Annotated in this window: 15 protein-coding genes; all 15 read right to left on the reverse strand. The window is 70.6% G+C overall.

Translation table 11 applies throughout. The features are described 5' to 3' along the window. Nucleotides 1–46: 46 nt before the first annotated feature. On the reverse strand, nt 47–604 hold the full coding sequence (locus AC3DE3_RS01265; RefSeq protein ID WP_488368714.1) for an adenine phosphoribosyltransferase: 558 nt from the start codon (nt 602–604) through the stop codon (nt 47–49). Continuing rightward, nucleotides 601–1,662 (reverse strand): protein translocase subunit SecF, encoded by a 1,062-nt coding sequence (gene secF / locus AC3DE3_RS01270; protein WP_488368715.1) that lies wholly within the window; start codon nt 1,660–1,662, stop codon nt 601–603. The genes AC3DE3_RS01265 and secF overlap by 4 nt, the downstream gene beginning before the upstream one ends. Further along, nucleotides 1,659–3,287, reverse strand: a complete 1,629-nt coding sequence (gene secD / locus AC3DE3_RS01275; protein ID WP_488369087.1) for a protein translocase subunit SecD — start codon at nt 3,285–3,287, stop codon at nt 1,659–1,661. Before secD ends, secF begins: the two co-directional genes overlap by 4 nt. A gap of 144 nt (nt 3,288–3,431) precedes the next feature. Beyond that, nucleotides 3,432–3,740, reverse strand: coding sequence for a preprotein translocase subunit YajC (gene yajC, locus AC3DE3_RS01280; protein WP_488368716.1), 309 nt, complete (start codon nt 3,738–3,740; stop codon nt 3,432–3,434). Nucleotides 3,741–3,831: 91 nt separating this feature from the next. Further along, nucleotides 3,832–4,950 carry a Holliday junction branch migration DNA helicase RuvB gene (ruvB, locus tag AC3DE3_RS01285; RefSeq protein WP_488368717.1) on the reverse strand — a complete coding sequence of 373 codons (1,119 nt, stop codon included), beginning with the start codon at nt 4,948–4,950 and terminating at the stop codon, nt 3,832–3,834. After that, the gene (ruvA, locus tag AC3DE3_RS01290; protein ID WP_488368718.1) at nt 4,950–5,549 is read right to left on the reverse strand and encodes a Holliday junction branch migration protein RuvA; all 600 of its coding nucleotides are present in this window, start codon (nt 5,547–5,549) and stop codon (nt 4,950–4,952) included. Before ruvA ends, ruvB begins: the two co-directional genes overlap by 1 nt. Further along, nucleotides 5,546–6,205, reverse strand: a complete 660-nt coding sequence (locus AC3DE3_RS01295; protein WP_260487620.1) for a crossover junction endodeoxyribonuclease RuvC — start codon at nt 6,203–6,205, stop codon at nt 5,546–5,548. The genes ruvA and AC3DE3_RS01295 overlap by 4 nt, the downstream gene beginning before the upstream one ends. Nucleotides 6,206–6,266: 61 nt before the next feature. Continuing rightward, nucleotides 6,267–7,019, reverse strand: coding sequence for a YebC/PmpR family DNA-binding transcriptional regulator (locus AC3DE3_RS01300; protein WP_260487621.1), 753 nt, complete (start codon nt 7,017–7,019; stop codon nt 6,267–6,269). A gap of 80 nt (nt 7,020–7,099) precedes the next feature. Further along, nucleotides 7,100–7,714, reverse strand: coding sequence for a pyridoxal 5'-phosphate synthase glutaminase subunit PdxT (gene pdxT / locus AC3DE3_RS01305; protein WP_488368719.1), 615 nt, complete (start codon nt 7,712–7,714; stop codon nt 7,100–7,102). Beyond that, entirely contained in the window at nt 7,711–8,583 is an 873-nt protein-coding gene (locus AC3DE3_RS01310) for an acyl-CoA thioesterase (protein ID WP_488368720.1), read from the reverse strand. The genes pdxT and AC3DE3_RS01310 overlap by 4 nt, the downstream gene beginning before the upstream one ends. Nucleotides 8,584–8,590: 7 nt before the next feature. Then, complete coding sequence (gene pdxS / locus AC3DE3_RS01315) at nt 8,591–9,496, reverse strand: pyridoxal 5'-phosphate synthase lyase subunit PdxS (RefSeq protein ID WP_488368721.1); 906 nt, start codon at nt 9,494–9,496, stop codon at nt 8,591–8,593. A gap of 95 nt (nt 9,497–9,591) precedes the next feature. Next, nucleotides 9,592–10,188, reverse strand: coding sequence for an NUDIX hydrolase (locus tag AC3DE3_RS01320; RefSeq protein WP_488368722.1), 597 nt, complete (start codon nt 10,186–10,188; stop codon nt 9,592–9,594). Next, entirely contained in the window at nt 10,178–11,293 is a 1,116-nt protein-coding gene (locus tag AC3DE3_RS01325) for a glycosyltransferase family 4 protein (RefSeq protein WP_488368723.1), read from the reverse strand. Before AC3DE3_RS01325 ends, AC3DE3_RS01320 begins: the two co-directional genes overlap by 11 nt. 7 nt (nt 11,294–11,300) lie before the next feature. After that, nucleotides 11,301–12,209: a phosphatidylinositol mannoside acyltransferase gene (locus tag AC3DE3_RS01330; RefSeq protein ID WP_488368724.1), complete on the reverse strand. Its 909-nt coding sequence runs from the start codon at nt 12,207–12,209 to the stop codon at nt 11,301–11,303. Further along, nucleotides 12,206–12,850: a phosphatidylinositol phosphate synthase gene (gene pgsA / locus AC3DE3_RS01335; RefSeq protein ID WP_260487628.1), complete on the reverse strand. Its 645-nt coding sequence runs from the start codon at nt 12,848–12,850 to the stop codon at nt 12,206–12,208. Before pgsA ends, AC3DE3_RS01330 begins: the two co-directional genes overlap by 4 nt. Nucleotides 12,851–12,860 lie beyond the last annotated feature (10 nt).

Consider the following 12,860-nt stretch of genomic DNA (forward strand, 5'->3'; position numbering starts at 1 on the left):
GTCCGGCTCCTCCCTCCAGTTCCGGGCCGTCAGATACGGCCGGCGGTCACGCGACCGTGAGGCAGGTCAGCGGTGTGCCGGCCAGTCTATCCCGACCCCCGAGACCGGGGACCTCGAGCACCACGGACAACCCGGCGACTATCGCGCCACAGTCCTCCAGCAGTCCCACCGCGGCGGTGAGGGTCCCCCCGGTGGCGAGGACGTCGTCGACGACGAGGACGCGCTTCCCGCTGAGGTCGAGCCCGTCCGCGGGGAGTTCCAACGTGGCAGCGCCGTACTCGAGCTCGTAGGAGCGCGAGTGCACCGGTGGCGGGAGCTTGCCGGCTTTGCGGATCGCGAGGATGCCGGTGTGTAGGCGTACGGCAGCTGCCCCGGCCAGCAGGAAGCCGCGGGCGTCGAGCCCGGCGACGTAGTCCACGCTGCCGATCTCGTGTCCGGCGATGAGCCCGGCGACGACGGCATCGAAGCCGTCGGCGTCGGCGAGAACCGGGGTCAGGTCGCAGAACTGGACTCCGGCGGACGGGAAGTCCTCGACGCGGCGCATCAGGCGCTCGACGGCGGAGCTGATCGCCGGTGAGACGTGGGTCAGGGCGGGCTCGGTCATGCGGTGGCCTCGGCCTTCTCGCGTCGGGCCAGCACCTTGGCGGTCTGGCGGCTGATCTGGGGGTCGCGGTTCTTCAGGCTAACCAGCAGTGGCGTCGCGAGGAACACCGAGGAGAACGTACCGGTGACGATGCCGACCATCTGCACCAGAGCGAGGTCCATCAGGGTGCCCACTCCGAGGATCCACACCGCGATGACCACCAGCGCCAGCAGTGGCAGCACGCCGATGATCGTGGTGTGGATGGATCGCATGAGGGTCTGGTTGACACCCAGGTTCGCCTCTTCGGCGTAGGTGCGGCTCGTCGTGTGTCTGATGCCGCGGGTGTTCTCCTCGACCTTGTCGAACACGATCACCGTGTCGTACAGCGAGAAGCCGAGGATGGTCAACAGACCGATAACCGTGGCCGGGGACACCTCGAAGCCGACGATCGAGTAGATCCCGGCGGTGGTCACGACGTCGAACAACAGTGCCACGATGGCGGCGGTGGCCATCTGCCACTCGAATCGGAAGGCGATGTAGCCGAAGACGATCACGAGGAACACCCCGAGTGCGATCAGGGCGTTCTTGGTGACCTGCCCTCCCCAACTCTCGGATCGTGCGGAATCACCGATGGCCTCCACCGACGAGACCCCGTCTGCGGTCACCGGCTGGAACTCCTCGTACAGGGAGTTCTTGGCGGCGAGGATCTCGTCGCTGGTGAGGAACCGGGTCTCGACCTCCACGATCCGGGCGTTCCCGGCGCCGACGATCTGCACCATCTGCGGTTCCTCGCCGACGGATTCCTCGACCACCGCGGCCACGCGGTCCTTGTCGATGTCGCCGGCCGGCATCGTGAGTTTGGTGCCGCCGGTGAAGTCGATCCCGAAGCTGAAACCGCGGAAGAGGATGCTCGCCAGGCAGATCGCGACGATCACGAGGGTGAGGACGTAGAACTTCCGGCGGTTCGGAACGATGCCGAACGCCCCGGTTCCCGTGTAGAGCCGGGTGAACAGGCTGTCGGTCCGGCCGGTGGGCGCCGTGGCGCCGCTGTCGGTTGCGGTGGTGACGGGAGTGCTCATCGGCCCTCCTCCTCATCGGTGGCGGGGCGCGTGGTCGGCGTGTCGGTCATCGTGTCGCCGCCCGGTCCCCGGATGGTCGCGGTGACCCCGCGGCCACCGTCCCGGTCCGCGTCCTTCTCGGCCTTCCGGTCGAGTCGACGCTGTTCTGCTGCGGCCGCCTGGAGATTCTCCATGCGTCCCATCCCGTTCGCCCAGGTCTTGGCGAAGGTGGGTCGGGTGGAGGCCAGGTAGACGAGCGGCCACGTCACGGTGAACGCGACGAACACGTCCATGACGGTCGTCAGACCGAGGGTGAACGCGAAGCCGCGCACCTCGCCACTGGCCAACAGGTAGAGGACGACGGCACCGATGAGGCTGACCATGTTGCCGGTCACGATCGTGCGGCCGGCGCTCTTCCAGGCCCTGGGTACGGCGGATCGGAACCGGTGGCCGTCCCGTAGTTCGTCCTTGATGCGCTCGAAGAACACGACATAGGAGTCGGCGGTCATTCCGATGCCGATGACCAGGCCCGCGATGCCGGCGAGGTCGAGGCTGTAGTCCACCGTGTAACCCAGGAACACGAGCATGACGTAGGTCAGCAGGAACGACAGGGCCAGCGAGATGAACGCCAGGACTCCCAGCAGGCGGTAGAAGAAGGCCGAGTAGGCCAGGACCAGGAGGAAACCGATCGCACCGGCGAGCAGGCCGGCCTCGAGCGACGCCAGACCGAGGGATGCCGGCACGTTGTCGACGTTGGGGTCCTCGAAGGAGATGGGCAGGGCGCCGTAGCGCAGGTTCGCGGCGAGGGACGCCGCCTCGTCCGTGGTGAAGTCACCGGTGATGGAGGTCGCCGAACCGACGGGCGTAGCGCCCTGGACGACCGGCGCACTGATGACCTCGCCGTCGAGGACGATGGCGATCTGCCGCTGGAGGTTCTCCTGGGTCAGGCGTGACCAGGTGGCGCTGCCCTGCTCGCCGGGGCCGGCGTTGAACCGGAAGGAGACCTCGTTCTTGGCGGCCTGCTGGTTGAACCCCGAACTGACGGAGTCCTTGACGATCTGCTGGCCGTCGAGACGTCGGCCGTCCTCGGGTTCGCCGATGAGCAACGGGACGGGACCGAGGACGTACTTCGCACCGTCACCACAGGCGATGAGGGCCTGGGACGGGTCGTCGAAGCCGGCGAGCACATCGCGCTCCGGGCAGCGGAATGTCGCGAGCGTCTCGGTGAGTTCCTGCGGATCGCCCTGGCGGACCTCGCGGGCCTCCTCGACCTCCCTGGCGACGGCCTCCCGGTCCCCCTTGGCGGCGGGCACGGGCTCGAGGTCGCCCTCGGCGACGGGCTGGACCTGCAGGACGGGGCGGATCGTCAGCTGCGAGGTGGTGCCGAGATCGCGGGCCTGGCTGGAGTCCTCACCGGGAACGGTGAGGACGATGTTGCTGCCCTCGATGACGACCGAGGTCCCGGCGACGCCGAGCCCGTCGACACGGTCCCGGATGATGTCCTGCGCCAGTCGTAGGTCCGCCTCGTCGGGGTCTCCCTTGGGGATCAGCGTGACGCGCGTTCCGCCCTGCAGGTCGATGCCCAGCTTCGGCGTCAGTCCGCGGTCCGCCACGGCGAAGGCGCCGAGGAGGAGGATGAACAGCACCAGGAAGAAGGCGGACAGCAGTGCCCACGGTCTGGGGCGGGCGTCGGTGCCTCGAGGACGAACTGGTGACACAGGTGATCTCTCTCGGTATTCGTCTGTGGCCTCCGGCTGGACGGCCCCATTACACTACTCGCCGGTTACGGCCTACCGGGAATTCGCGGCGCCGGTACCGGAGTCGGGCCCGGGGGTCGTACCGGTCTCGAGCTTCTCGCGGATCACCCGCCGGTCCCACCGGGTCCGGACGCCGGGGGCGATCTCCAGTTCCACCGTCTCCTCGTTGACGGAGACGATCGTCGCGTGCAGACCGGAGGTGGTGAGCACGCGATCTCCCGCGGACAGGGACGCCTGCATCTCACGCATGTCCTTCATCGCCCTGCGCTGCCTGGTGCTCTGCAGGACCATCAGCACGATCAGTACGACGATCATCAACGGAAGCAGCAGTTCCAGTCCCATTCGGGTCCTCCTGATGTGGACCCGCCGGTTCCGGGTCGGTGGGGCGGGTCCGGGCTACGGACGGTCTCGTCCGAGGATGCCAGTCGGGGACTCAACCGCGTGCGCCGGGTCCCCGGTCGACCTCGACGGGCAGCATCGGCTGGCCGGCCGCCCCGTCGGATCGGGTGAGGCCCAGGTGGCCCCACGCCGCGGCGGTGGCGATCCGCCCGCGTGGGGTGCGCGCGAGCAGCCCCGCGCGGACGAGGAAGGGCTCGCAGACCTCCTCGAGGGTGGTGGACTCCTCCCCCACGGCCACCGCCAGGGTGCTCAGTCCGACCGGCCCACCCTCGTGCTGGACGAGGAGCGCCCTCAAGACCGCCCGGTCGAGACGGTCGAGTCCCAGTTCGTCCACCTCGTACACCTCGAGCGCGGCCCGCGCGACGGGCACCGTGATGCGCCCGTCAGCGCGGACCTCGGCGAAATCACGTACCCGCCGCAGGAGGCGGTTGGCGATCCGCGGTGTGCCCCGGGACCGGCCGGCGATCTCCAACGCAGCGTCGGCCTCCACGGGGATGGCGAGGATGTCCGCGGCGCGGGTGACGATCCTCGCGAGATCGGCGTCGGTGTAGAAGTCCATGTGCGCGGTGAATCCGAACCGGTCGCGCAGGGGGCCGGTGAGCGCACCGGATCGCGTGGTGGCGCCGACGAGGGTGAACGGGGCGATCTCCAGAGGAATCGAGGTGGCGCCGGGCCCCTTGCCCACCATGATGTCGATCCGGAAGTCCTCCATGGCGAGGTAGAGCATCTCCTCGGCCGGCCGGGCGATGCGGTGGATCTCGTCGATGAACAGCACGTCGCCCTCGATGAGGTTGGACAGCATCGCGGCCAGGTCGCCGGGCCGTTCGAGGGCGGGCCCGGAGGTGATCCTCAGTGATCCACCGAGTTCGGCCGCGACGATCATCGCGAGACTGGTCTTGCCCAGCCCGGGCGGACCGGAGAAGAGCAGGTGGTCGGGGACGACGCCCCGGCGGGTGGCGGCGGTGAGGACGAGGTCGAGTTGTTCCCGGACGGTCTCCTGACCGATGAACTCGCCCAGACTGCGCGGTCGGAGGGCGCCCTCGACGTCCGAGTCGAACGGGGTCACGGACGCGGACAGTTCGTCCTCCTGCCCCGCGCTGAGCCCGTCCCCGGGGGTGAACCCGTCACCGAGCGCGTCGGACGGTCCCGTCATCAGCGCTTACCGAGGGACTTGAGCGCCAGCCGCAGGGCCTGCGCCGGGTCCAGGTCCGGCTCGGCCGCGAGGACAGCGGTGGCGGCCTTCTCCGCCTCGGCCGCGGAGAAACCAAGGCCCTCGAGTGCCTCTGCCACCTCGGTCGCCGCCGGCGCACCGCCGACACCGCCGGGGGTTCCCGCCGGCCCGCCGGCCGATACGGGCCCGACCTTGTCCTTGAGCTCGAGCACCATGCGCTCGGCCGTCCGCTTCCCCACCCCGGGCACCCGGGTCAACGCCTTGACGTCCCCGGCGCCCAGCGCGCGCACGAGGTCCTCCGGTTCGAGCGTGGCGACGATCGCCAGGGCCAGACGCGGACCGACCCCGGCGACGGTCTGCACGGTGCGGAACAGCTGTCGGGCGTCCACCGAGTCGAAGCCGTACAGGGTGAGCGAGTCCTCGCGCACCACCAGCTCCGTGTGGAGCATCCCCTCGGCACCGCGCCTCAGACCCGCGAGCGCGGCCGGTGTCGCGTGCACGAGTACGCCGACACCTCCGGTCTCCACCACGCAGCGGTCGAGACCGATCTCGGCCACTGTTCCCCGTATCGAGGCGATCACCAGCGCACTCCCTTCGTCCGCGCCATACCCCGGGCGGCGGCCCGGGCGCGCTCCTGATCGGCGGCCGCGCTGCGGCCTCCGGTGACGTTCGACGCGGCGGCCTCGCGTGCCGCCGCCACCTTCGACTCGAACCCGGCGCGGGTCCGGGCGACCCGACCGTCGAGGGCTGCCACCCGACCCTGCATGGGCGCGCGCCAGCTGTGGCACACGGCCAGTGCGAGGGCGTCGGCCGCGTCCGCCGGGCTGGGCGGCTTCTGCAGACCGAGGATGCGGGTGATCATCAGAGTCATCTGTTTCTTGTCCGCGCGCCCGCTGCCGGTGATGGCGGCCTTGACCTCCGAGGGGGTGTGGAAGGCCACCGGGATGTCGCGGTAGGCGGCCGCCAGCGCCACCACGCCCGCGGCCTGGGCCGTGCCCATGGCGGTGGAGACCTGGTTCTGCGCGAAGACCCGCTCGATCGCGACGACGTCCGGTCGGTGGATCTCCATCCACTCGTCCGCCACTGCGTGGACCGCCCGCAGGCGCTTCTCGAGGGGGTCCTGGGCCGCGGTGCGGACGACGTCCACGTCCAGGGCCGTGACGGCGCGGCCCGGCTCGGTTTCGATCAGCGCGAGCCCGCACCGGGTCAGCCCCGGGTCCACACCCATCACGCGCATAGCGACCTTTCGCCGACCACTGGTAGAACCTACGTTCGAGACCCTACCAGTGGCCCGCCCGTCAGGCGTTCAGCGCCGCCAGCACGTCGTCCGGCACGTCCAGGTTGGAGTAGACGTTCTGCACGTCGTCGGAGTCCTCGAGCGCGTCGATCAGCTTGAAGACCTTCATGGCGCCGTCCGCGTCGACCGTCACCTCGACGGAGGCGCGGAACCCGGACTCGGCCGACTCGTAGTCGATGCCGGCCTCCTGGAGCGCGGTGCGCACCCGGACGAGGTCGGTCGGCTCGCAGACCACCTCGAACTGTTCACCGAGGTCGTTGACCTCCTCGGCGCCGGCCTCGAGAACGGCCATGAGGATGTCGTCCTCCTCGAGCTCACCCTTGTCCAGGACGATCTCGCCCTTGCGGGTGAACAGGTACGCCACCGAGCCCGGGTCGGCGAGGTTGCCGCCGTTGCGGGTCATCGCGGTGCGCACCTCGCCGGCGGCACGGTTGCGGTTGTCGGTCAGACACTCGATGAGCAGGGCCACGCCGTTCGGGCCGTAGCCCTCGTACATGATGGTCTCCCACTCGGCGCCGCCCGCCTCCTCACCGGCGCCACGTCTACGCGCCCGCTCGACGTTGTCGCCCGGGACCGAGTTCTTCTTGGCCTTCTGGATGGCGTCGTAGAGCGTCGGGTTGCCGGCTGGGTCACCGCCGCCCGTACGGGCCGCCACCTCGATGTTCTTGACGAGCTTGGCGAAGAGCTTGCCGCGCTTGGCGTCGATCGCGGCCTTCTTGTGCTTGGTGGTGGCCCACTTGGAATGGCCTGCCATGTGATGTTCCGCCCTCCGGGGGTTCTCAGACCGGCCCGCCGTATGGTGGGTCCGGTGCGACGTGTCGCTGACTGATCAGTCTACGAGGTCGCCTGCCGCACCATGTCGAGGAAGTACCCGTGGACGCGCACATCGTCGGTCACCTCGGGGTGGAAGGAGGTCGCCAGGGCGTTGCCCTGGCGCACCGCGACCACGTGATCGTCGCCGTCCGAGGCGCGGACCCGGGCGAGCACCTCCACGTCCGGGCCCACCGACTCGACCCAGGGGGCGCGGATGAACACGGTCCTGACCGGGTCGGTGCCGAGGGCGTCGACGACGAGGTCGGCCTCGAACGAGTCGACCTGCCGTCCGAAGGCGTTCCGTCGGACGGTCATGTCGATCGCGGAGAACCAGGTGGCGTCGGCCCGGGTGTCCAGGACGACCGAGGCGAGCAGGATCATCCCGGCGCAGGAACCGTAGACCGGCATGCCGCCGGAGATCCTCTCGGACACCGGCTCGTACATGTCGTACACATCGAGGAGTCGGCTCATCGCGGTCGACTCCCCGCCGGGAAGGATGAGACCGTCCACGGTGTCGAGTTCCGAACGCCGACGGACCGGCACCGCGCGGGCGCCGACGGACTCGAGATGGCGCAGGTGTTCGGCGACGTCGCCCTGCAGGGCGAGGACGCCGACGGTCGGGGCTACCGCGCTCACTTCTTCGACGGGTCGTCGGTGGTGCTCACCGGGAACGGCTGCGCACCCGGGCGCAGGCGCCGGGACAGACCCTCCTGGGTGACGGCGGCCACGAGTCGCCCGGAGCGGTCGAAGATCCGCCCCTGGGTCAGGGCCCGACCCCCGGAGGCAGACGGCGAGGTCTGGTCGTACAGCAACCAGTCGTCGGCCCGGAAGGGGCGCATGAACCACATCGCGTGGTCGAGCGACGCGTCCTGGGTGGGCTCGTCCGGGTGCGGCACCTTCGCGGAACCCAACAGGGTCATGTCCGACATGTACGCGAGGGTGCAGACGTGGAAATTGGGGTCGTCCGGCAGCGTGTCGACGCTGCGGAACCACACTCGCTGCTGCGAGGCCAGCGTCGAGCTGGTCTCCAGGCGGTCCCGGGGGACGATCCGGATGTCCCACTGGGCCCATTCCTCGACGAAGACGCGGTGGTCCTCGTCGAGGTCGTCGATCGTCGGGACGTCGATCTCCTCGGGTCCGACGACCCGGGGCATCGAGTCCTGGTGCTCGATGCCCTCCTGGTCGACGAGGTGGAAGGAGGCCGACATGGAGAAGATCGGCTCCCCCTCCTGGATGGCGGTGACACGGCGGGTGGCGAAGCTGCGACCGTCCCGGAGACGGTCGACCTGGAACACGGTCGGCACGTCGGGGATGCCCGGGCGGATGAAGTACCCGTGCAGGGAGTGGACGTGCTTGTCGGAGTCCACGGTCCGCACGGCGGCGACCAGGGTCTGGCCCGCGACCTGGCCGCCGAACGTCCGTTGCAGGTGCGTGCGGATGGCCGGACCCCGGTAGAGGTCGCGGTCTATCCGCTCGATCTCGAGGATGTCCTCGATCTTCGCCACCGGCGGGTCACCAGCCCCGCTCGGCGAGCCGGTGCGGCTCGGGGATGTCGTCGACGTTGATGCCGACCATGGCCTCGCCGAGGCCACGGGAGATGTCGGCGAGCGTCTCCGGATCGTCGTGGAAGGTCGTCGCCTTGACGATCGCCTTGGCGCGCTCGGAGGGGTTCCCGGACTTGAAGATGCCGGAGCCCACGAACACGCCCTCGGCGCCGAGCTGCATCATCATCGCGGCGTCGGCCGGGGTGGCGATGCCGCCGGCGGTGAACAGCACCACGGGGAGCTTGCCGGATTCGGCGACCTCCTTGACGAGCTCGTACGGCGCCTGGAGCTCCTTGGCGGCCACGTACAGCTCGTCGGACGGGAGGCTCTGCAGCTTGCGGATCTGCTGGCGGATCTGGCGCATGTGGGTGGTGGCGTTGGAGACGTCTCCGGTACCGGCCTCGCCCTTGGAGCGGATCATGGCCGCGCCCTCGGTGATCCGGCGCAGGGCCTCGCCGAGGTTGGTGGCGCCACAGACGAACGGCACGGTGAAGGCGAACTTGTCGATGTGGTTGGCGTAGTCGGCCGGGGTGAGGACCTCGGACTCGTCCACGTAGTCCACACCGAGCGCCTGGAGGATCTGGGCCTCGACGAAGTGACCGATCCGGGCCTTGGCCATCACGGGGATGGAGACGGCCTCGATGATCCCGTCGATGAGGTCCGGGTCGCTCATGCGGGCGACGCCGCCCTGGGCGCGGATGTCGGCGGGGACACGCTCGAGGGCCATGACGGCCACGGCGCCGGCGTCCTCGGCGATCTTCGCCTGCTCGGCGGTGACGACGTCCATGATGACGCCACCCTTGAGCATCTCGGCCATACCTCGCTTGACGCGTGCGGTTCCGGTGGTGTTCTCGCTGGACTGCGGCTCGCTCACGAAATAGGCCTTTCCTGGCTCAGACGACGTGTAACAGGGGTCCAGTGTAGGTCGCCCTCACCCCGCCGCCCCAACCGCCGCCCCGCCGGGGTTGGTCAGGCCTGTGGCGGCGGGGCGTCCACGAGCTCGACATACCCGGGCATGGGGGCCCGGCCGGCCAGTCGCAGGACCCGGACGGGGGTCTGTTCGCGCAGGGTACGGGTGTCGCGCACGGCATCGTTGTAGAAGCGACGCGCCATGGAGACGCGGTCGGTCGCGTCCTCCAGTTCTGCGGCGAGGTCAGCGGGCAACCCGCTCGTGTCGACGCCGGAGAGCACCACGCCGAGGGTGTTCTCGGCGATCTCGGCGTCGGGCCCGGTGGAGTCATCGGAGTGGTCGTCGGCGTCTCGGTGCCGCCGGTGCTCCGGGTGGGGGGCGGGGTCCGGTCCGGTGATCGCCCCCGGCGGGTGGGCCCGGGCGCGTGCGAGGGCCCGCGCCAGGCGGTCGGCGCCCACCGGGTCTCGTTCCCTGAGGTCCCGGATCACGGCGGTGGCGACCGTGTGGCGCCGTTCCAGGGCCCCGGCCAGGGCGGCGCGGGCCAGGTCGGTGCGGATGTGGAGCCTGTCCAGGCGGTGGGCCGTGAGGTAGGCCAGGACCAGTGACGCGAGCGCGACGACGAAGACGCCGACGACGACGATCAGTTCACCGGACACGGAGCGTCTCCCCCGGGCCGCGGATGGTCTCGTACACGCGGACCACCCTGTCGGCGACGACCGACCAGTCGTAGTCGCGGACCGCCTCCCGACCCCGCGCGCGGAGGCCGTCCCGGCGCCCGGGGTCGGTCAACACCCTCGTGAGAGCGGTGGCGAGGGAGTCGGCGTCGCCGACCGCGGCGAGTTCGCCGCACTCGCCGTCCCGCAGGACCCGGCGGAACGCGTCGAGATCGGATGCCACCACCGCGGTCCCGGCGGCCATGGCCTCCACGAGCACGATGCCGAAACTCTCCCCGCCGGTGTTGGGGGCGCAGTACACGTCGGCGGCGGCGAGGACGGCGGCCTTGCGGGTGTCGTCGACGCGGCCGAGGAACTCCACGTCCATCCCCCGGGGCAGTCGGGCGCGCAGGGCCCGCTCGTCGCCGTCACCCATGATCCGCAGCCGCAGGCCCGGCACCTCTCGCAGGACTGCCGGGAGCGCCGCGGCGAGCACCCCCATGCCCTTGCGCGGTTCGTCGTAGCGGCCGAGGAACGCCACGGTGGGTGCACCGGTCGGCTCGGCCGAGGTGTCGACATCCGTGAACGCGGACACGTCCACACCGTTGGGGATCTCCACGGCGTCGGAACCGAGGGCCTCCATCTGCCAGCGGCGCGCCAGGGTCGAGACCGCGATCCTCCCGCGGATCTTCTCGAGCAACGGGGCCAGGACCCCGTCGGCGGCGCCGAGTATCAGCGACCCGGTCGTCGACGTGTGGAACGTGGCCGTGATGGGGCCGGAGGACATGGCCAGGGCGAACATGCCCACTCCCGGGGCGTTGGGTTCGTGGATGTGGAGGATGTCCAGTGGCTGTTCGCGGAGCCACTGTCTGGTGGCCCGCCAGGTCGCCGGCCCGAAGCTGAGGCGGGCAACCGACCCGTTGTACGGGATCGGGACGCCCGGCCCGGTCAGTGTCATCCCGGAGACGGGCGCGCTGCCCGGACTGCCCGGAGCGAGGACCCGGACCGTGTGCCCCCGGCGCCGCAGCTCCTCGGTCAGGTCCACCACGTGGGCCTGGACGCCTCCCGGGGCGTCGAAGGAGTAGGGGCAGATCATGCCGATGCGCACGGCGGGCTCAGCCCTCGATCCGCGCGCGCCGCTCGGCCGGCAGGTCGTCCAGCCAGAGGGGCTGGAGCATGTGCCAGTCCGCGGGGTGTCGGGCGATCCCCTCCGCGAAGAGGTCCGCCATCGCCTGGACCGCCGACTCGATCCCGCCGGAGACGTCGATGGGAGGGGTGATCCGAACGCGCATCGTGTCCTCGTCGGAGTACCAGAACTGGGCCACCAGCAGCGGTGCCCCGGTCTCCACCGCGAGCCTCGCGGCCCCTGCGGGCATGCGCGTCTGCTCGCCGAAGAACGTCACCGGCACCCCGGTCCGGCGGAGGTCCCGCTCCCCCGGCAGGCAGACGATCCCGCCCCCGGCGAGGTACTCGCGCAGCGCGTCGAGCGGCGGGGTGGGGCCGCCCGTGTGCGGGTAGATGGTGAACCCGAGCCCCTCCCGGAAATCCAGGAAGCGCTGATACAACGATTCCGGCTTCAACCTCTCCGCGACGGTCGCGAACCCGCCGTAGCGTCGCGCCAGCCAGGTGCCGCCGAGGTCCCAGTTGGCGGAGTGCGGCAGCGCCACCACCACCCCGCGTCCCCGTGCCAGCGCCGCGTCCAGGTGCTCGACCCCGGCGATCGTTCGATCCATCTCGCGCGCCACCGCCTCGCGGTCCATCGACGGCAGGCGGAAGGCCTCCCGCCAGTAACGGGCGTAGGACCGGAAGGAATCCCGGATCAACTGGTCGGGGACCTCTGCCGGGGCGACTCCCAGGACGCGGGCCAGGTTCCGGCGCAGCTGCGAGTCCGGGCCCTGTCTGCGGGCGGCGAGATCGGCGCCCGCCCGGAAGAGCGCGCGGGCGGCCGGCTCGGGAAGCGCGCGCACGACGGCCCACCCGGCGGCGTAACCCAGATCCGACAGGCGCTCGGCCAGTGCGCTCATCGGTCCCCCACCGCAGGGGCGTCGGCTCGTGCCACCCGGCTGAGGTAGTCGGTACGCCCGCCCCACACGCGCTGGATCACCGTGACGAAGCTGCCCACGGCGACCGCGGTCAGGCCCACCTCGAGCGCCCACGGCACCCCCAGTCCTTCCAGACCGGCACCGAGCAGGACGAGGACCAGGCGATCTGCGCGCTCCATGAGTCCGCCCGGCGTGCGGAGCCCTCCGGCGTCGGCGCGGGCCTTGGAGTAGGACACCACCTGGGACAGGATCAGACACGCCAACACCATGATCAGCGCGACGCTGTTGTCGGGCTCGGCGTGGACCAGCCACCACAGCAACGACGCCAGGATCACCCCGTCCGCGACCCGGTCGGAGACCGCGTCGACCAGGGCCCCGTACGGTGACCCGCCCCCGCTCGCGCGGGCGACGGCACCGTCGACCAGGTCGAACAGGGTGCACAGGGCGATCACGATCGCGCCGGCGACGAGATGACCGGGCCCGAACAACGTGATCGCCGCGGCGCAGGTCAGCAGGAGACCGGTGAGGGTGATCCCGTTGGCGGTGACACCGGTGCGGACGAGGAACGCCGCCAGGGGGTGGGCCACCCTGGCGACCCCCGACCTTCCGTACTCGCTGAGCATTCGTCTCCCT

Source organism: Dietzia sp. IBK-p2-16D (genome assembly GCF_057773085.1).

Coding starts and splice junctions, on each gene's coding strand:
- AC3DE3_RS01265 (WP_488368714.1), bottom strand. CDS start 604: ATGACCGAGCCCGCCCTGACCCACGTCTCACCGGCGATCAGCTCCGCC.
- secF (WP_488368715.1), bottom strand. CDS start 1,662: ATGAGCACTCCCGTCACCACCGCAACCGACAGCGGCGCCACGGCGCCC.
- yajC (WP_488368716.1), bottom strand. CDS start 3,740: ATGGGACTGGAACTGCTGCTTCCGTTGATGATCGTCGTACTGATCGTG.
- ruvB (WP_488368717.1), bottom strand. CDS start 4,950: ATGACGGGACCGTCCGACGCGCTCGGTGACGGGTTCACCCCCGGGGAC.
- AC3DE3_RS01295 (WP_260487620.1), bottom strand. CDS start 6,205: ATGCGCGTGATGGGTGTGGACCCGGGGCTGACCCGGTGCGGGCTCGCG.
- AC3DE3_RS01300 (WP_260487621.1), bottom strand. CDS start 7,019: ATGGCAGGCCATTCCAAGTGGGCCACCACCAAGCACAAGAAGGCCGCG.
- AC3DE3_RS01330 (WP_488368724.1), bottom strand. CDS start 12,209: ATGAGCGCACTGGCCGAGCGCCTGTCGGATCTGGGTTACGCCGCCGGG.
- pgsA (WP_260487628.1), bottom strand. CDS start 12,850: ATGCTCAGCGAGTACGGAAGGTCGGGGGTCGCCAGGGTGGCCCACCCC.